Genomic DNA, 19,253 nt, shown 5'->3' on the forward strand with positions numbered 1-19,253 from the left:
TTATTGAACAGCGAACTGACGACGAATTTTTCTCATTAATAAGAATAGCCAGGGCCAGAGAATACCGTCGACGACACTGCTCCAGAAAATTTCAGGTCGGAATGAAACGTTGATTACCAGGAATTCAGCCCAGAAGACAATCACATCCATCGCCAGCGACAGCACCATAACCATTAACGCTTGCTGCCACAACGCTAAGTTGCGGAATAACTGGAACTTAAAGGCAATCAGGTAGGCGATGATACTGAGCGCCAGTGCACGCACGCCGAGCGTGGAACCCGCAATCAGATCCATGATGGCACCCAGCACAAATCCGCTACCGACATTGACCCGATGCGGCAGTGCGAGTACCCAATAGATAAGGATCAACAGCAGCCATGAGGGCCGGAACATATAAATTTCATCCGGCCAGGGCATGATCTGCAGGACAAGCGCAACCAGGAAGGAGAGCCAGATGACCCAACGTCCCTGGCTGCGATATCGACTCAAGGCTGCCCCCCGCGTGAACGCGAGGAGTTGCTTTGTCCACTGCTGCTGGTAGCTGACGGTGCAGGCGGTCCCATCTGTACGGCAGGCGCAGGCGGGCCCATTTCTCCCGCAGGCGGTAAGACCTGCGGCATCATCTGCATCAGACGCTCGTTCGCAACGCGATGTACTTCATCCTGCGGCAGCGGCATATCACCATTGCGATCGGCGCCCCACAGCAGCAGCAGGTAACGCAGACGCTGCAGACCCGCGGTCGGATGCGCCTGAATCACCGTATAGGCGCGTTGGGTATCCACTTTTACCGAGGAAACCACACCCACCGGATAGCCTTCCGGGAATCGGCCACCGATACCTGAAGTCACCAGTACATCGCCGACCCGAATGTCCGTATTACCCGGCAGATGCTCAAGCTGAAGATCTTCAGTACAACCGTTACCTGCGGCAATGACACGAATATCATTACGCAGCACCTGAATCGGCAGGGCATGTGACGCATCACAGATTAGCAGAACACGGCTGGTGAGTTGTCCGACAGCAATGACCTGACCGACTACCCCTTTATCACTGATGACCGGCTGGCCTTCATAGACGCCGTTGACGCTGCCTTTGTCGATTACCACCTGGTCGGTGTAAGGATCGGTGCCGGTAGAAATGACCTGTGTCACCATCTTTTGCTCATCCTGACGCAGCGGTGAACCCAGCAGTTCACGCAGGCGTGCGTTTTCCTGCTTATATTGCCCCAGCATTAACAGGTTACTGTTTTTCAGGAAGAGCTCACGACGTAACGCTTTGTTTTCCTGCTCGAGTTGCTGACGCGACGCCAGCGACTCTGACACGCCATCCAGCAGCTGACGTGGCCCATTGGCCAGGAAGTAAAACGGACTGACCGACGTATCCAGATAGTTGCGTATTTGGGTAAAAGAACCCACACGGCTGTCGGCAATGATAATGGCAATCGCCACGATAACCGCCAGGAATAGACGCAACTGCAGGGAAGGTCCCCTGCTAAAAATCGGCTTCATATAATCTGCGTGATCCTCGACAACAGGAGAGGAAGCGACGGCATAACACCGTGCTTCCCTGGGCTGAACGCACTGCACCGGCACAGATTGCGCCGGTTCACATGCCACTCCCTCGCATGATCATTGCGTTCTTAGCCGGTTGAGGCAATTATTCTTCGCTGAACAAATCGCCGCCATGCATGTCGATCATTTCCAGCGCTTTGCCGCCACCGCGAGCCACACAGGTCAGTGGATCCTCAGCAACCACAACCGGAATGCCCGTCTCTTCCATCAGCAGACGATCCAGGTTGCGCAGTAACGCACCACCGCCGGTCAGCACCATGCCGCGCTCCGAAATATCTGAAGCCAGCTCAGGCGGACACTGCTCAAGGGCAACCATCACCGCGCTAACGATGCCGGTTAACGGCTCCTGCAGCGCTTCCAGAATTTCATTAGAGTTCAGTGTAAAGCCGCGCGGTACACCTTCTGCCAGGTTACGACCACGCACTTCGATCTCACGGACTTCATCACCCGGATAGGCTGAACCGATCTCATGCTTAATACGTTCTGCGGTCGCTTCGCCGATCAGTGAACCGTAGTTACGACGCACATAATTAATAATAGCTTCATCGAAACGATCGCCACCAATACGCACTGACGAGGAGTAGACCACACCGTTCAGCGAGATCACCGCCACTTCTGTGGTACCGCCACCAATATCCACCACCATTGAGCCGGTCGCTTCTGAAACGGGCAGACCCGCACCAATTGCTGCAGCCATCGGCTCTTCAATCAGAAATACTTCACGCGCGCCTGCGCCCTGAGCGGATTCACGAATCGCGCGGCGTTCAACCTGTGTTGCCCCGACGGGTACGCAGACCAGCACACGCGGGCTGGGACGCATAAAACTGTTGCTGTGAACCTGCTTGATGAAGTGTTGCAGCATCTTTTCGGTCACGAAGAAGTCAGCGATAACGCCATCTTTCATCGGACGAATCGCTGCGATATTGCCTGGCGTACGGCCAAGCATCTGTTTGGCCTCATGACCTACGGCCGCAACACTTTTCGGTGAACCGGCACGATCCTGTCGAATAGCGACGACGGAGGGCTCGTTCAGTACGATGCCCTGTCCTTTCACGTAAATCAGGGTATTCGCGGTACCCAGGTCAATGGACAAGTCGTTGGAAAACATGCCACGAAATTTTTTAAACATACTAAGGGGTAATCCTGCAAGCTGGGGGCGGAAAATAAAATCCGCTTACTTTACCAACCACACGAAGCTGCCACAAGGCGCAAAAACGTTCTGCTTCGGTGAAAAAAGACGCCTGATTGCGTTTAAGTCATCTGAACTGGCGATCCACAACAGCAGAATGGCGACCAGACGCCATCAGCACTGCATTTCACGCTATTTCCCCTCGCCCTGTCCGACATAAAATCTAACATTTCCGGCAGTAAGTTCAGAGGTTCAGACGCGGATAAACATTAAAAAAAACCGTAAATTTCCGTCAGTACGACCGCAATTCATTAAATACGGTAACGTTGTGAATACTTCTTCACGTTACTGTTAACCGGAAGCGAGGGAGCAAAAAAGTCGCCCTGCCCACCTGCTACGCCCAACGCGACTAAAGTTTGCCACTCCGCTTTAGTGCGGACACCGGTAGCAAACACCTGAATGCCCGTACATTTACAGACTTCCAGCAGACTCTGCACAAACAGCTGATTTTCAGTCCGTCGCTCAATATTGCGTACCAGACCGGCATCAAGCTTGATCAGTTCCAGCGGCAGCTGTCGTATATAGGCGCTGCTTACCACGGTTAAACCCGCCTGATTTACCGCAACCCGACAGCCAAAAGCCTTAAGTGCGCGGAAAACTGGCGTTAAACGGTTGATGTGTTGACAAACATCTGCCTCGGCAAGTTCAAATAAAAATCGTTTTCTTTGCGCTTTCGGGCACTGCAGCAGCATGTTCTGCAGCCAGAGGACAAAAGAGCGCTGCAGAAGCGAGGTAATCGTCACCGGGATCACCAGCGTCTCTTCTGGCCAGAGTTCAGAGAGTGCCGCAATGCGAGTCATTAACTGGCGATCCCAGCCATCAGCCATGCCGAGCTGCTGTACCAGGGGCATATATTCTGCGGCCAGCACTTCTTTATCGCCGTCGAAGATGCGGGTCAGCATCACCCGGTGCTGTACCTTACCCTCAATATTGACGGTGGGTTTATGATAGAGCCGCGGGCCGCCACGGCTAAGCGTGTTCTCCAGCAGGGTTCGCCAGCGCACACTACCCCGCCCGGCGTCCTGCGGATTTCCGGCACCATTGGTCCAGTTGTTGCCGCCCAGCAGTGCCGCACGTCGGGTAGCCATTTCGGCATTTTCCATCACCTGCGGCACAGTCTGCCCGCTGTGCCAGGCGCTGATACCGATATGAATGAGATCATCACGATTAACCAGCCGCATCGGCGGCAGAGAATCAACAGCATTGATCAGCTGATCCGCAATACTGTTTGCCTCTTTAAGACTGCGATGCGGCAGTAGCACGGCAAAATCACTGCGGAAATAGCGTGCCAGCAGGGCGCCAGGATAGCGCAGCACAAAGGTGGAAAGCATGTTGACGAAATTGAAGAGGTACTCCTCAACCAGCCCCGGCTCCAGCGAATCCTTCAGCGTGTCCAGATCGGGCAGGCGCACCATCATCACCACACCATGGGTGCCGACAGCTTCCTGATCCTCCAGCAGGGTGGCGAGCTGGTTATCAAAGAACAGCCGGTTGTTGAGACCGGTGCGTCCATCCTGCGCAGCAAAGGTGCGGATCAGCGTGTCGATACGCAGACGCTGCTCGCCCGCTTCCTGCAGATCCGCCAGCAACACATCCAGTGCGCGGCTCGCTCTCGGTGGCCACTCATCCGCACCGCGTTTCGGCATTACACCGCGCTCACCGCTGATAATCGCCTCTGCCCGTACTTCAAGATGCTCCATACCGCGCCACTGCCGACTGAGCCAGCGATGCATCAGCAGCAGCACCAGACTCATCACCAGCATGACGGTAAACAGGATGCCCAGCGTAGAGGTGCCGGTAATGGAGCGCAGCCAGGTTTTGGCAGGATCAAGGGTGACGACCCGCAGCTCTAAACCCGTCTGGTGCATCAAAGGCACATCGACCTGGATAAAACGATTAGGCTCGTCTTCCAGCATCTGGTTTTCGTGTCGGGAGAGGGTAAGGAAAGTCTGCCTGCCGTTGTGAAGAGAAATCTGCTCGGCATTCATTATCGGCATCATACGCGTGAGCCAGACATGCAGCTCTGCCGGCGTCTGGGTGAACATCGCCTGATCCACTTCGGTCGCCAGTATCTGCGCCCGATGTTCAACCCGCTGATGACTGAACCAGAAAACACTGAATGCACAGCCTGCCAGCATCAACGACATGGCCAGCAGGCTTAAAAAGGTAATAAACGCAGATAATTTTGTGGTTAATCGCATCCCTGTGCCTGTATTACTGCGGTGATAACCGGATCACCCAACCTTGTACCGTCAGCCTGACGAAAACGCGAGCAAAAATAGCATAATTTGCCGTTGCCGACAGCGCCGGGACGTATGAAGCCGAAGTATATCGTCGGGATATCATCGCTGACGTTGATCCTGGCACTTTTCGGTGCATTCTCATCGTACCGGCCAGCCAGGAAATTTCACATTTTCAGGGCGAAACTGGCTGATATCAGTAATAGTCATCATGCTGGTTAATGACATCCTGTCTGGAGAAGGCACCATGAAACGCACACCCCGTCTGACCGAAGCCGACGTAACGCCGGAAAGCATTTTTAACATGAAGCGCCGCCAGGTGCTGAAAACGCTGGGACTGAGCGCAGCGGCGATGGGTATGCCGGGCGTGGCGCAAGCCGATATTCTCAGCTGGTTCAAAGGCAACGATCGCCCACCCGCGCCAGCAGGCCGGCCGCTGGACTTTACCAAACCAGCGCAATATCAGGCCGATCTGACCTTAACGCCTGCGGATAAAGTTTCCGGCTATAACAACTTCTATGAGTTCGGGCTGGATAAGGCCGATCCGGCCGCCAATGCCGGTACGCTGAAAACAGAGCCCTGGAAACTGACCATTGATGGCGAAGTGGCTAAGCCCGTGACCCTGGATATGGATGACATCTTTAAACGGTTTGCCATGGAGCAGCGAATCTATCGCATGCGCTGCGTGGAGGCCTGGTCGATGGTGGTGCCCTGGATAGGCTTTGAGCTGAATAAGCTTATCTCTCTGGCGGAACCCACCAGCAAAGCGCGTTTTGTCGCCTTCCAGACGCTGTACGATCCTGAGCAGATGCCAGGTCAGAAAGATCGCTTTATTGGCGGCGGACTCAATTATCCCTATGTCGAAGGTTTACGTCTGGATGAAGCCATGCATCCGCTGACCATTCTGACCACCGGCGTCTATGGCAAAGCGCTGCCGCCGCAGAATGGCGCGCCGATTCGCCTGACGGTGCCGTGGAAATATGGTTTTAAGGGCATTAAGTCGATTGTCAAAATCACCCTGACCGCAAATCAGCCACCAACGACCTGGAACCAGATCGCCGCAGATGAATATGGTTTTTATGCAAATGTGAATCCGCATGTTAATCATCCACGCTGGTCGCAGGCCACTGAGCGATTTATTGGCCCGGGCGGCAGTCTGAAGGTCGAACGTCAGCCAACGCTGCTGTTTAACGGCTATGCCGAACAGGTTGCGTCGCTCTATCGTGGCCTGGATTTACGGGAGAATTACTAGGTGGTACGCCTGTCGATAAAACAGATCACCTGGCTTAAGGTGATTCTGCATCTGGCGGCCCTGTTGCCGCTGGTTTATCTGGTTCTTGCCGCGATGCAGGGCGGCCTGAGTGCGGATCCGGCAAAAGATATTCAGCATTTTACCGGCCGCATGGCGCTGAAACTGCTGCTGGGTACGCTGCTGGTCTCACCGCTGGCACGTTATGGCAGGCAACCGCTGTTAATCCGCACCCGGCGTCTGCTTGGCGTCTGGACGTTTGTCTGGGCTTCTCTCCATCTGCTGAGTTATTACCTGCTGGAGCTGGGCGCTGACAATCTGCGTCTGCTGGGCAGCGAGCTGATTTCCCGTCCCTATCTGACACTGGGGATTATCAGCTGGCTGATATTACTGGCCCTGGCGCTGACGTCGTTTCAGCGCGCTCAGCGCAAGCTCGGTAAGCGCTGGCAAACCCTGCACAACGCGGTCTATCTGGTGGCCATTCTGGTGCCGATTCACTATATCTGGTCAGTGAAAACCGTGTCACCCCAGCCACTTATCTACGCACTACTTGCTGCAATACTGTTAGCCTGGCGTTACAAAAAATTTCTCAAATGGTGGCCTCGCTAGCGCTTCACCCGTTGTTTTCCTCTGCACTTTTCTGATAAAAGATGTGGCCCGCAGGCCACATCCGATCATCTTCGCAGATAAGACCAGTATTTTGCTGCGAAATGACACGAAACGGATATAATGCCCGGCTTTATTGCTCGTCGGGTCTTCTTTTTCATTCTCAAAGGTGACAAATGAAGATTCGCAAGGTATTTTACGCGATGCCTCAATGATTGCGGGAGATGGCAGCACGATGGCGCATAAATTACATATTCTGCTTTTAAACGGGCCCAACCTGAACCTGTTGGGAACGCGTGAACCTGAGAAGTATGGTCATACCACGCTGCGTCAGATCGTTGACGATTTGACACGTCAGGCAGACCAGTTGAATGTGGAATTGAGCCACCTGCAAACCAATGCTGAATTTCAGCTGATTGATCGCATTCATGAGGCCAAAGGCAATGTGGATTACATCATTATTAATCCTGCCGCGTTTACCCATACCAGTGTCGCACTACGTGATGCCCTGCTGGCGGTAGAAATACCGTTTATCGAGGTTCATCTCTCCAACGTGCATGCCCGCGAGCCCTTCCGCCATCACTCCTATCTTTCTGATGTCTCTGCTGGCGTGATCTGTGGGCTTGGCGCTGACGGCTACACATGGGCTTTACAAACGGCAGTAAAACGCCTGTCTCAAACTAATTAATCAAACTGAGTACGGAACCCCACTCATGGATATTCGTAAAATTAAAAAACTGATCGAACTGGTTGAAGAGTCTGGCATTTCAGAGCTGGAAATTTCTGAAGGTGAAGAGTCCGTTCGCATCAGCCGTGCACCTGCAAACGTGGGTTACCCGATGATGCAGCAGACTTACGCTGCGCCGGTTCAACAGCCTGCTCTGGCAACAGCTGTTGCTCCTGTTGCAGCGGTTGCCGAAGCGGCACCGGCTGAAATCAGCGGTCACATCGTGCGTTCACCAATGGTAGGGACCTTCTACCGTACGCCGAGCCCGGATGCGAAAGCCTTTGTGGAAGTCGGCCAGAAAGTGAATGCCGGCGATACCTTGTGCATCGTCGAAGCCATGAAAATGATGAACCAGATCGAAGCTGACAAATCAGGTGTAGTGAAAGCTATCCTGGTTGAAAGCGGTCAGCCGGTCGAATTTGACGAGCCACTGGTTATCATCGAGTAACGGGGCAGATCATGCTGGATAAAATTGTTATTGCTAACCGTGGTGAGATTGCGCTGCGCATTCTGCGTGCCTGTAAAGAACTGGGCATCAAGACTGTTGCGGTACACTCAAGCGCGGATCGTGACCTGAAGCACGTGCTGCTGGCAGACGAAACCGTCTGCATCGGCCCGGCGCAGTCAGTTAAAAGTTACCTCAACATCCCGGCGCTGATCTCTGCTGCAGAGATCACCGGCGCGGTGGCGATTCACCCTGGCTACGGCTTCCTCTCTGAGAATGCCGATTTTGCTGAGCAGGTTGAGCGCTCCGGCTTTATCTTTATCGGTCCGAAAGCAGACACCATTCGCCTGATGGGCGACAAAGTCTCTGCGATTAATGCGATGAAGAAAGCAGGCGTCCCAACCGTACCCGGTTCTGACGGTTCGCTGACCGATGATATGGAAAAAAACCGTGCCTTTGCGAAGCGCATCGGTTATCCGGTCATCATCAAAGCCTCTGGCGGCGGCGGCGGTCGTGGTATGCGCGTTGTGCGCAGCGACAAAGATCTGGAACAATCCATCAACATGACGAAAGGGGAAGCCAAAGCGGCTTTCAGCAACGACATGGTTTACATGGAGAAGTATCTGGAGAATCCGCGCCACATCGAGATTCAGGTTCTGGCTGACGGCCAGGGCAACGCGATCTATCTGGGCGAACGTGACTGCTCTATGCAGCGTCGTCACCAGAAAGTGGTTGAAGAAGCGCCAGGCCCAGGTATTACTGAAGAACAGCGCAGCTTTATCGGCAATCGTTGTGCCAAAGCCTGTATTGAGATTGGCTATCGTGGCGCAGGTACCTTCGAGTTTCTGTACGAAAACGGTGAGTTCTACTTCATTGAGATGAACACCCGTATTCAGGTGGAACATCCGGTGACCGAGATGATCACTGGTGTGGATCTGATCAAAGAGCAGCTGCGCATTGCTGCGGGTCAGCCACTGTCGATCAAACAGGACGAAGTGGTTATTCGCGGACATGCGGTCGAGTGCCGTATTAACGCTGAAGATCCGGTCACCTTCCTGCCAAGTCCGGGTAAAATCACCCGCTTCCATGCGCCAGGCGGTTTTGGCGTGCGCTGGGAGTCGCATATTTACTCAGGCTACACCGTACCGCCGTATTACGACTCCATGATCGGTAAGCTGATCACCTATGGCGAAACGCGCGACGTGGCTATCGCCCGCATGAAGAATGCGCTGGCGGAACTGATCATCGACGGTATCAAAACCAACGTTGAACTGCAGATGAAAATCATGTCCGACGAAAACTTCCAGCACGGTGGAACCAATATCCACTATCTGGAGAAAAAACTCGGCTTGCACGAGAAGTAAACGCAACGCTGAGTCAGTCAGAGGCCGGTTAATCCGGCCTTTTTCTTTTGCCGCTGGCGTTAAGGTTGAATCATGGATGCTCGTTTTATACAGGCACATAAAGAGGCGCGCTGGTCGCTCTACCTCACCCTGCTCTGGCTCGCTGCCTGGGGGCTTTCTGCCTGGCTGGGTGGCAGTGAAATTGGTATCACCGGCCTGCCGCGCTGGTTTGAACTCTCCTGCCTGTTTGCTCCCCTGTTGTTCATATTCCTGTGCTGGATGATGGTGCGGTTAATTTTCCGCGACATGCCGCTGGAGGACACAAATGAACAGTGAAATTATCCTGCCGTTACTGATTTATCTGGTGTTGATTGCCGCGCTGTCGGTGTTTGCCGTGCGCAAAAGGCGCGAGGGTAGCTTCCTCACTGAATATTTCCTTGGCAGCCGCTCTATGGGCGGATTTGTGCTGGCGATGACGCTCACCACCACCTATATCAGCGCCAGCTCGTTTATTGGTGGTCCCGGTGCCGCCTACAAATATGGGCTGGGATGGGTATTGCTGGCGATGGTGCAGGTGCCCGCCGTCTGGCTCTCGCTGGGTGTGCTGGGGAAAAAGTTTGCCATCCTGGCGCGTAAGCATAATGCGGTGACGCTGAATGACATGCTCTACGCCCGCTATCAGAGCCCGCTGCTGATCTGGCTGGCGAGTCTGAGCCTGCTGGTTGCCTTTATCGGTGCCATGACGGTGCAGTTTATTGGCGGCGCGCGGCTGCTCGAAACCGCCGCAGGCATCCCGTATGACACGGGTCTGCTGATTTTTGGCGGCACTATTGCGCTCTACACCGCTTTTGGCGGGTTCCGTGCCAGCGTTCTCAATGACGCCATGCAGGGCATCGTGATGCTGATTGGCACATTTCTGCTGCTGTTCGCGGTGATTCATCAGGCTGGCGGCCTGAGCACGGCCGTGCAGAAACTACATGACATTGATCCCGCTCTGCTGTCGCCGCAGGGACCGGGTGAGATTATAACGCCGACCTTCCTCAGTTCATTTGTCGTGCTGGTCTGCTTTGGGGTGATTGGCTTGCCGCATACTGCGGTGCGCTGCATCTCTTATAAAGACAGCAAGGCAGTCCATCGGGCCATTATTCTGGGTACCATTGTGGTGGTGATCCTGATGCTGGGAATGCATCTGGCCGGTGCGCTGGGCCGGGCGATACTGCCGAATCTGACCGTGCCGGATAGTGTTATACCCACCCTGATGATCACTGTGCTGCCACCGTTAGCTGCCGGACTGTTTCTGGCAGCCCCCATGGCCGCCATTATGTCGACCATTAATGCCCAGCTGTTACAGGCTTCGGCTACGCTGATCAAAGATCTCTATCTGCGTGTCGCCCCACAGCAGATGGAAAATGAGACGCGGCTGCGGCTGTTATCTGGCACCATTACGTTCGCACTGGGTCTCCTGCTGCTGATTGCGGCCTGGAATCCACCCGATATGATTATCTGGCTCAACCTGCTGGCCTTTGGCGGCCTTGAGGCGGTTTTCCTCTGGCCGCTGGTACTGGGTCTCTACTGGGAACGCGCTAATGCCGCAGGCGCCATCACCGGCATGGTGGTGGGTGGAGGCTGCTACGCTTTTCTGGCGAGCCTGAACCTGCAGATTCTGGGTTTTCATCCCATTGTGCCCTCACTGCTTTTAAGCCTGCTGGCATTTTTAGTGGGCAACCTGTTTGGACGCGCGCCGCAAACGGTCGACGCGCCGCAACATTGACGGAAAGAGAGACGTTATGCCGTGGATTCAAATCAAAATTAATAGCTCAGGTGAACACGCGGAAACGCTGAGCGATGCGCTGATGGACATCGGTGCGGTTTCAGTGACCTTTCAGGATACCAACGACACGCCGGTGTATGAGCCGCTGCCAGGTGAAACCCGCCTGTGGGGCGATACCGATGTTATCGGCCTGTTCGATGCAGAAACTGATATGGCCGCGATTACCGCCGAACTGGCGCAGCATCCGTTGCTGGGCGCCGGTTTTCGTCACCGGATCGAGCAGATCGAAGATAAAGACTGGGAGCGCGAATGGATGGAAAACTTCCATCCGATGCGCTTCGGTGAGCGGCTCTGGATCTGTCCGAGCTGGCGTGATGTGCCGGATCCTGATGCCGTCAACGTGATGCTCGATCCCGGCCTGGCGTTTGGGACCGGCACGCATCCGACCACCTCACTCTGCCTTACCTGGCTTGACGGGCTGGATCTGGTGGGCAAAACGGTGATCGATTTCGGCTGTGGTTCGGGGATCCTGGCGATCGCCGCACTGAAGCTGGGTGCGGCTCAGGCGATCGGGATTGATATCGATCCGCAGGCTATTCAGGCCAGCCGGGATAATGCTGAGCGCAACGGCGTCTCTGATCGCCTGTCGCTCTATCTGCCCCACCAGCAACCCGAAAATCTGCAGGCTGATGTGGTGGTGGCCAATATCCTGGCCGGCCCGCTACGTGAACTGGCCCCGCTGATCAGCGTACTGCCGAAGTCTGGCGGTCATCTGGGCCTCTCGGGCGTGTTAGAGAGCCAGGCAGAGAGCGTCTGCGAAGCGTATGTCAGCGAGTTCACGCTCGACCCGGTTGCGGTTAAAGAGGAGTGGTGCCGGATTACCGGGATTAAATCCTGAATATGGCGCCTGTCTGCCGCCTCTGATATCGCTCTGCCCGGAACAAAGTGCCTTAACAGAACATTCAGCCAGCCCGTAGCGTAAGTTGCGGGCTTTCCCGATTTGAAATGGATGCTTGTATCGTTAATCACGGCATGTGACGTTTTTTATCTGGCGAATTGACGTACTTTTCTGGAAAAACTTTTGCTCACAATTTCAGCATAAATTGTTAAGTCATTGATATTTAAGCTTAATAAATATGCGCATCGATCATGACCCGGATTTCATTGATCTTTCTTGCTGATTGTTCAAAGTTTGGCCTTTCATCTTCCTGCAAAAATGCGTAATATACGCCGCCTTGCAGACACAGTATGGCCATTCTGACTTCATGCGTATTGGAAACCTCCAGCTGAGAAATCGACTGATTGCAGCACCGATGGCCGGTATTACCGACAGGCCGTTCAGGGCGCTGTGTCACGAAATGGGTGCAGGCATGGCAGTTTCTGAGATGTTGTCTTCAAACCCGGAAGTCTGGGCAAGCGACAAATCTCGATTACGTATGGTTCACAGCGATGAGCCAGGCATTCGCGCCGTGCAAATTGCCGGTTGCGATCCCAGTGAAATGGCGCAAGCTGCACGCATTAATGTTGAGGCTGGTGCACAGGTCATCGACATTAATATGGGATGCCCTGCCAAGAAGGTTAACCGCAAAATGGCGGGTTCAGCCTTGCTGCAATATCCCACCGTGGTGGAGTCAATTCTCTCCGCAGTGGTTAATGCAGTGAATGTGCCGGTTACGCTGAAAATTCGTACTGGCTGGGATCCTGAAAACAGGAACTGTGTCGCGATTGCCCAATTGGCTGAACGCTGCGGTATACAGGCTCTGACGATACATGGTCGCACTCGTGCCTGCCTGTTCAACGGAGAAGCTGAATATGACAGCATTCGGACAGTTAAGCAGAGTGTCTCCATTCCGATTATCGCGAATGGAGACATAACTGACCCGCATAAAGCCAGAGCGGTGCTCGACTATACAGGGGCCGATGCTCTGATGATAGGACGTGCTGCTCAGGGAAGACCGTGGATCTTCCGGGAAATCCAGCATTATCTGGACACTGGGGAGTTGCTTGCCCCGCTGCCGATGGCAGAGGTCAAGCGCTTGCTTGTTTCGCATATACGTGAGCTGCACGACTTTTACGGTTCAGGCAAGGGATACCGTATAGCGCGAAAGCACGTCTCCTGGTACCTGCAGGAGCACGCCCCGAATGACCAGTTTCGGCGCACATTCAACGCCATTGAGGATGCCAGCGAACAGCTGGAGGCGTTGGAGGCATACTTCGAAAATCTTGCGTAACGAAATAAAGAGCTGAAAGAACTATGTTCGAACAACGCGTAAATTCTGACGTACTGACCGTTTCAACCGTTAACTCACAGGATCAGGTAACTCAAAAACCTTTGCGTGATTCGGTTAAACAGGCACTGAAGAACTATTTTGCTCAACTGAATGGTCAGGATGTGAGCGACCTGTATGAGCTGGTTTTGGCTGAAGTCGAGCAGCCTCTGTTGGACATGGTGATGCAGTATACCCGTGGCAATCAGACCCGTGCTGCCCTGATGATGGGTATCAACCGCGGTACGCTGCGTAAGAAATTGAAAAAATACGGCATGAACTGATTTTTAGTTCTGTCTGTAAATCACGCCAGCCTTCGGGCTGGCGTTTTTATTTGTGCGTCGACGCACAAAGCCACGGTAATGATAGTGAAACAGTTTCCGGTAATATGGTAACTGTAGTTGCAATCGCTGGCGTGATATTTCACCCTCTCGCTTTCGCCCGCTGTGATTTGACTTAGTGCCTGCCTGACCCTCACCTCGCTTCACATCCCCGCCACTGCTGGGTATGTGACTTTCTGCGCATTAAAAAGCAACGCAATCTCTTCATACATTTCTGCCTGAGTGAATGCTCACACTGCTCCCACATAGTGAAACTATTTGCACTAAATGTGATCGGGTCGACTCGCATTGCTTCCTTTTGGTGCGCCATATTAGCGGAACTTTCTAAGTGCTTCCGATTATTAACCGTTCTTTCATACGAATTCAGGAACCTGCAAACCTGGCATCAGCTTTGCAGAGTCGTGGATGGCTGACCGCCACAGACAGGAAAAACGCACACTAAAGTGCGCAAACATAACAACATGATCCCGCCACACAGGATGCTTTATGAAAAAGATGATGCTCTCTACGCTGATCGCTGCTGCCTCGCTGGTTGCCGTTGCTCAGCAAGCACACGCAGGCACCACACTGGATGCGATAAAGAAAAAAGGGTTTGTTCAATGTGGTATCAGTGACGGCTTGCCGGGCTTCTCCTATGCAGATGCTGGCGGCAAGTTTACCGGTATCGATGTGGATGTGTGTCGTGCGACGGCTGCCGCTGTGTTTGGTGATGCGACCAAAGTGAAATATACCCCGCTGACCGCGAAAGAGCGTTTTACCGCCCTGCAGTCCGGCGAGGTGGATGTGCTTTCACGTAATACCACCTGGACCTCATCGCGCGATGGCGGCATGGGCTTCCTGTTTGCGGGCGTGAACTATTACGACGGTATCGGCTTCCTGACTCACCAGAAGGCCGGCCTGAAAAGTGCGAAAGAGCTGGATGGTGCCACTGTCTGTATTCAGGCGGGAACCGACACCGAGCTGAACGTAGCGGACTTCTTTAAAGCCAACAAAATGCAATATACGCCTGTGACCTTTGACCGCTCTGATGAATCGGCTAAAGCGCTGGATAGCGGACGTTGCGATACGCTGGCATCTGACCAGTCTCAGCTTTACGCATTACGCATTAAGCTGGGCAAACCGGACGAATTTATTGTTCTGCCCGAAGTGATCTCCAAAGAGCCGCTGGGGCCGTTGGTACGTCGTGGTGATGATGACTGGTTCACCATCGTGAAGTGGTCGCTCTACGCCATGCTGAATGCGGAGGAGATGGGCATCTCCTCGAAGAACGTTGATCAGATGACGGCCAAGCCAACCACACCAGACATGGCACACTTCCTGGGCGCCGAAGGTGATTTTGGTAAGGATCTGAAGCTGGATAACAAGTGGGCCTACAACATCGTCAAGCAGGTGGGTAACTATCAGGAAAGCTTTGACCGTAACGTCGGTAAAGACAGCGCACTGAAGATTGCACGTGGTCAGAATGCGTTGTGGAACCAGGGCGGTATCCAGTACGCACCACCGGTACGTTAACAGACCTCACTAATCGGGCACCCTATTCTGTGGTGCCCTACCCCAGCTTTCGTTACTGAGGTTTCAACATGTCACAACGCCCAACCGTGAAAAGGGATTTTTCATTTGGTAATCCCACGGTTCGCGCCTGGATTTATCAGTTCATCGCCGTCGTCGCGGTGCTTGGTGTGGTGGGTTATCTGGTGCATAACACCATTATTAACCTTGCCAATCGCGGTATTACATCGGGGTTTGGATTTCTTGAGCGCACTGCCGGTTTCGGCATCGTTCAGCATCTGATTGAGTACACTGAGGGAGATACCTACGCGCGCGTGTTTCTGGTCGGATTAACCAACACGCTGCTGGTCTCTACACTCTGTATTGTTTTCGCTTCGATTCTCGGATTCGCGGTCGGTCTTGCCCGCCTTTCTGACAACTGGCTGCTGCGGAAACTCTCGAATATCTATATCGAAACCTTCCGTAATATCCCACCCCTGCTGCAAATCTTCTTCTGGTACTTTGCAGTCTTACGCAATCTGCCGGGCCCACGTCAGGCGCTGAATGCTTTTGACCTGGCATATGTCAGTAATCGCGGACTCTACGTTCCGTGGCCGACCTATGCAGCAGGCAGCTGGCCGTTTGTGATCGCACTGCTTCTGGCCGCGGCTGTGAGCTATGGCCTGTACCGCTTTAACCGTAAACATCAGCTGAAAACCGGTCAGTTACGTCGCACATGGCCCGCTGCCGTTGCGATGCTGATTCTCTTTCCTTTGCTTGCGCACCTTGGGTTTGGCCCAGCCACGCACTGGGATGTGCCACAACTGCGCGGTTTCAATTTCCGTGGCGGCTCGGTGATGATACCGGAGCTGGCAGCCCTGACGCTGGCACTGTCGATTTATACCTCGTCGTTTATTGCTGAAGTGATCCGCTCCGGGATCCAGTCGGTCCCCTATGGTCAGCATGAAGCGGCGCGATCGCTGGGGCTGCCTAATCCGGTTACGCTGCGCCAGGTGATTATTCCGCAGGCCATGCGCGTCATTATTCCGCCACTGACCAGCCAGTATCTGAACATCGTGAAGAACTCCTCACTCGCCGCCGCTATCGGTTATCCCGATATGGTGTCGCTGTTTGCCGGATCGGTACTGAATCAGACCGGTCAGGCCATCGAGACGATTGCTATCACGATGGGCGTTTACCTGATTATCAGCCTGCTGATATCAATGCTTATGAACTTCTACAACCGCAAAATTGCGCTGGTTGAGCGTTAAGAGAACGGGATAACTATGTCTGTGACTACGCATGAAACGCCCCCCATCCCGACGACTCTGGTCAGTCGCGCCTGGTTTTGGGCTCGTAAAAACCTGTTTTCCAGCTGGTTTAATACGCTACTGACGCTGTTTTGCATCTGGGTTATCTGGCACGTCATTCCACCCGTGCTGAACTGGCTGGTCTTTCAGGCAAACTGGATCGGCACCACGCGCGCCGATTGCACCAAAGAGGGTGCCTGTTGGGTCTTTATCCATGCTCGTTTCGGCCAGTTCATGTATGGGCTTTACCCGCATGAATTGCGCTGGCGTATTAACCTGGCGCTGGTGATCGGCCTGTTGTCGATTGTGCCGATGTTCCTGAAGAGCCTGCCGTATCGTGGACGCTACATTGCTGCCTGGGCTGTCATCTATCCGGTGATTGTCTGGTTTCTGCTGTATGGCGGCTATCTGGGGCTGGAACGTGTCGAAACACGTCAATGGGGCGGATTAACGTTGACGCTGATTATTGCGTCAGTGGGTATTGCCGGTGCGCTGCCGCTGGGTATTTTGCTGGCGCTGGGCCGTCGCTCACGCATGCCGGTCGTGCGCACGCTGTCGATTATCTTTATTGAGTTCTGGCGCGGCGTGCCGCTGATTACCGTGCTGTTTATGTCATCCGTGATGCTGCCGCTGTTTATGTCTGAAGGCACTAACATCGACAAGCTGGTGCGCGCGCTGGTCGGGGTCATTCTGTTCCAGTCCGCCTATGTGGCAGAGGTGGTTCGCGGTGGCCTGCAGGCACTGCCGAAAGGTCAGTACGAAGCAGCCGAATCTCTGGCGCTGGGCTACTGGAAGACGCAGATGCTGGTTATTCTGCCCCAGGCGCTGAAGCTCACTATTCCCGGCCTGGTCAATACCATCATCGCACTGTTTAAAGATACCAGCCTGGTCATCATCATTGGTCTTTTCGATCTGTTCAGCAGCGTCCAGCAGGCAACGGTCGATCCGACCTGGCTGGGGATGTCGACCGAAGGTTATGTCTTTGCTGCACTGGTCTATTGGATCTTCTGTTTTAGCATGTCGCGCTACAGCCAGTATCTGGAAAAGCGCTTTCACACCGGGCGTACATCGCACTGAGGTTTTACATGACTGACTCTATGACACACTCTTCCGACGCGTTGATGATCTCGCTTGAGAACGTGAATAAATGGTACGGGCAATTCCATGTACTGAAAGACATCAACCTGCAGGTTAAACCCCGTGAACGCATCGTACTGTGCGGACCTTCCGGCTCCGGCAAATCGACGACGATCCGCTGTATCAACCATCTGGAAGAGCATCAGCAGGGCCGCATTGTTGTTGACGGTATCCATCTTAATGATGACGTTCGTAACATTGAGCGCGTGCGCACCGAAGTCGGTATGGTCTTCCAGCACTTCAATCTCTTTCCGCATCTGACCGTACTGCAAAACTGCACGCTGGCACCTTCCTGGGTAAGAAAGATTCCAAAGAAGGAAGCTGATGAGCTGGCCATGCACTATCTGCAACGCGTACGTATTGCCGAGCATGCACATAAGTTTCCGGGCCAGCTCTCTGGCGGACAGCAGCAGCGTGTCGCCATCGCCCGCTCACTCTGTATGAAGCCCAAAATTATGCTGTTTGATGAGCCCACGTCAGCGCTGGATCCTGAGATGGTTAAAGAGGTGCTGGATACGATGATTGGTCTGGCGGAGGATGGGATGACTATGCTGTGCGTCACCCATGAGATGGGCTTTGCCCGAACGGTGGCTGACCGGGTGATCTTTATGGATCGGGGAGAGATCGTCGAAGTCGCGCCACCGCAGGAGTTTTTTGCGAATCCAAAATCGGAGCGTACCCGGGCGTTTCTATCGCAGGTTATTCACTGATCAGACGTTCAGTTATCTCACTACCCGGCCTGGTGCCGGGTTTTTTATGGACTGAACAGCCGCTTTAATATGCTTACTGACCTGTTGCTGTTATGAATAAACAGACAGATACGCTGTGAAGAGGGAGTTTTATTGCGGTTTGCTACAACGAAAAAAGCCCTTCGCATACGCAAAGGGCTCTCTCTTATTTGATGCCTGGCAGTTCCCTACTCTCGCATGGGGAGACCCCACACTACCATCGGCGCTACGGCGTTTCACTTCTGAGTTCGGCATGGGGTCAGGTGGGACCACCGCGCTACAGCCGCCAGGCAAATTCTTTTATTTACCGAACTCGTGTCTTAACTGGTGCTGATACCCAGAGTCGAACTGGGGACCTCACCCTTACCAAGGGTGCGCTCTACCAACTGAGCCATATCAGCACACTAAATTTGATGCCTGGCAGTTCCCTACTCTCGCATGGGGAGACCCCACACTACCATCGGCGCTACGGCGTTTCACTTCTGAGTTCGGCATGGGGTCAGGTGGGACCACCGCGCTAAAGCCGCCAGGCAAATTCTTTGTGCTCTGTCCTGTGTCTTTTGTGCTGATGCTGCGTTGGCCGCCCTCGCGCTACTCCGTCACATACTTCAGTATGCTCCTTCGTATCGCTCGGTTGCCGCCTTGCCTCAGCGCAAAATCCTTCGGACTTCAGTCCGCAGGACACAACTGTATCCGGTTAACAAGCTGAAAACCTGTCTCTCAAAAACGCCTCTGGCGTTGTAAGGTTAAGCCTCACGGGTCATTAGTACCGGTTAGCTCAACGCATCGCTGCGCTTACACACCCGGCCTATCAACGTCGTAGTCTTCAACGTCCCTTCAG

The 19,253-nt window shown here is 53.9% G+C and carries 18 protein-coding genes, 1 tRNA gene and 3 rRNA genes; 14 read left to right on the forward strand and 8 right to left on the reverse strand.

Going from position 1 to position 19,253, the window contains the following annotated elements; translation table 11 throughout:
* From mreD to csrD, 4 genes are all read right to left on the reverse strand, one after another.
* The gene (gene mreD, locus LC417_RS15820) at positions 1-489 is read right to left on the reverse strand and encodes a rod shape-determining protein MreD (protein WP_010256045.1); all 489 of its coding nucleotides are present in this window, start codon (positions 487-489) and stop codon (positions 1-3) included.
* On the reverse strand, positions 486-1,508 hold the full coding sequence (gene mreC / locus LC417_RS15825; protein ID WP_010256043.1) for a rod shape-determining protein MreC: 1,023 nt from the start codon (positions 1,506-1,508) through the stop codon (positions 486-488). The genes mreD and mreC overlap by 4 nt, the downstream gene beginning before the upstream one ends.
* A gap of 148 nt (positions 1,509-1,656) precedes the next feature.
* Entirely contained in the window at positions 1,657-2,700 is a 1,044-nt protein-coding gene (gene mreB / locus LC417_RS15830) for a rod shape-determining protein MreB (RefSeq protein ID WP_004385136.1), read from the reverse strand.
* A 311-nt stretch (positions 2,701-3,011) separates the two neighbouring features.
* The gene (csrD, locus tag LC417_RS15835; RefSeq protein ID WP_010699819.1) at positions 3,012-4,961 is read right to left on the reverse strand and encodes an RNase E specificity factor CsrD; all 1,950 of its coding nucleotides are present in this window, start codon (positions 4,959-4,961) and stop codon (positions 3,012-3,014) included.
* Between the two features lie 286 nt (positions 4,962-5,247).
* Here csrD and msrP point away from each other — a divergent pair, with 286 nt between their 5' ends.
* From msrP to LC417_RS15905, 14 genes are all read left to right on the forward strand, one after another.
* Positions 5,248-6,252 (forward strand): protein-methionine-sulfoxide reductase catalytic subunit MsrP, encoded by a 1,005-nt coding sequence (gene msrP / locus LC417_RS15840; RefSeq protein ID WP_010256016.1) that lies wholly within the window; start codon positions 5,248-5,250, stop codon positions 6,250-6,252.
* Positions 6,253-6,858 carry a protein-methionine-sulfoxide reductase heme-binding subunit MsrQ gene (msrQ, locus tag LC417_RS15845; RefSeq protein ID WP_010699820.1) on the forward strand — a complete coding sequence of 202 codons (606 nt, stop codon included), beginning with the start codon at positions 6,253-6,255 and terminating at the stop codon, positions 6,856-6,858.
* Positions 6,859-7,090: 232 nt separating this feature from the next.
* Positions 7,091-7,543: a type II 3-dehydroquinate dehydratase gene (gene aroQ, locus LC417_RS15850; RefSeq protein ID WP_010256011.1), complete on the forward strand. Its 453-nt coding sequence runs from the start codon at positions 7,091-7,093 to the stop codon at positions 7,541-7,543.
* A 25-nt stretch (positions 7,544-7,568) separates the two neighbouring features.
* Positions 7,569-8,030, forward strand: coding sequence for an acetyl-CoA carboxylase biotin carboxyl carrier protein (accB, locus tag LC417_RS15855; RefSeq protein WP_010256009.1), 462 nt, complete (start codon positions 7,569-7,571; stop codon positions 8,028-8,030).
* Between the two features lie 11 nt (positions 8,031-8,041).
* On the forward strand, positions 8,042-9,391 hold the full coding sequence (accC, locus tag LC417_RS15860; protein WP_223566129.1) for an acetyl-CoA carboxylase biotin carboxylase subunit: 1,350 nt from the start codon (positions 8,042-8,044) through the stop codon (positions 9,389-9,391).
* Positions 9,392-9,463: 72 nt separating this feature from the next.
* Entirely contained in the window at positions 9,464-9,706 is a 243-nt protein-coding gene (locus LC417_RS15865) for a YhdT family protein (protein ID WP_010256005.1), read from the forward strand.
* Positions 9,696-11,141: a sodium/pantothenate symporter gene (gene panF / locus LC417_RS15870; RefSeq protein WP_010256003.1), complete on the forward strand. Its 1,446-nt coding sequence runs from the start codon at positions 9,696-9,698 to the stop codon at positions 11,139-11,141. The genes LC417_RS15865 and panF overlap by 11 nt, the downstream gene beginning before the upstream one ends.
* Positions 11,142-11,157: 16 nt before the next feature.
* On the forward strand, positions 11,158-12,039 hold the full coding sequence (prmA, locus tag LC417_RS15875) for a 50S ribosomal protein L11 methyltransferase (protein WP_010699821.1): 882 nt from the start codon (positions 11,158-11,160) through the stop codon (positions 12,037-12,039).
* A gap of 367 nt (positions 12,040-12,406) precedes the next feature.
* On the forward strand, positions 12,407-13,372 hold the full coding sequence (dusB, locus tag LC417_RS15880; protein ID WP_008925814.1) for a tRNA dihydrouridine synthase DusB: 966 nt from the start codon (positions 12,407-12,409) through the stop codon (positions 13,370-13,372).
* A 23-nt stretch (positions 13,373-13,395) separates the two neighbouring features.
* Positions 13,396-13,692 carry a DNA-binding transcriptional regulator Fis gene (fis, locus tag LC417_RS15885; protein WP_003855228.1) on the forward strand — a complete coding sequence of 99 codons (297 nt, stop codon included), beginning with the start codon at positions 13,396-13,398 and terminating at the stop codon, positions 13,690-13,692.
* 543 nt (positions 13,693-14,235) lie between these two features.
* Entirely contained in the window at positions 14,236-15,261 is a 1,026-nt protein-coding gene (locus LC417_RS15890; protein WP_010255984.1) for an amino acid ABC transporter substrate-binding protein, read from the forward strand.
* Positions 15,262-15,329: 68 nt separating this feature from the next.
* Positions 15,330-16,508 carry an amino acid ABC transporter permease gene (locus LC417_RS15895; protein ID WP_187491969.1) on the forward strand — a complete coding sequence of 393 codons (1,179 nt, stop codon included), beginning with the start codon at positions 15,330-15,332 and terminating at the stop codon, positions 16,506-16,508.
* Positions 16,509-16,523: 15 nt separating this feature from the next.
* Entirely contained in the window at positions 16,524-17,624 is a 1,101-nt protein-coding gene (locus LC417_RS15900) for an amino acid ABC transporter permease (RefSeq protein ID WP_223566130.1), read from the forward strand.
* Between the two features lie 8 nt (positions 17,625-17,632).
* The gene (locus LC417_RS15905; protein ID WP_010699823.1) at positions 17,633-18,394 is read left to right on the forward strand and encodes an amino acid ABC transporter ATP-binding protein; all 762 of its coding nucleotides are present in this window, start codon (positions 17,633-17,635) and stop codon (positions 18,392-18,394) included.
* A 193-nt stretch (positions 18,395-18,587) separates the two neighbouring features.
* Here the strand turns inward: LC417_RS15905 and rrf (LC417_RS15910) are convergent.
* The 4 genes from rrf (LC417_RS15910) to LC417_RS15925 all read right to left on the reverse strand — a co-directional run.
* Positions 18,588-18,703 (reverse strand): 5S ribosomal RNA (gene rrf, locus LC417_RS15910).
* A 34-nt stretch (positions 18,704-18,737) separates the two neighbouring features.
* Positions 18,738-18,813, reverse strand: a tRNA-Thr gene (locus tag LC417_RS15915).
* Between the two features lie 14 nt (positions 18,814-18,827).
* Positions 18,828-18,943, reverse strand: a 5S ribosomal RNA gene (rrf, locus tag LC417_RS15920).
* A gap of 211 nt (positions 18,944-19,154) precedes the next feature.
* A 23S ribosomal RNA gene (locus LC417_RS15925) occupies positions 19,155-19,253 on the reverse strand; the annotation flags it as partial.

The sequence above is a fragment of the Pantoea sp. OVA07A genome, assembly GCF_019969975.1.
Taxonomy (GTDB): domain Bacteria; phylum Pseudomonadota; class Gammaproteobacteria; order Enterobacterales; family Enterobacteriaceae; genus Pantoea; species Pantoea agglomerans.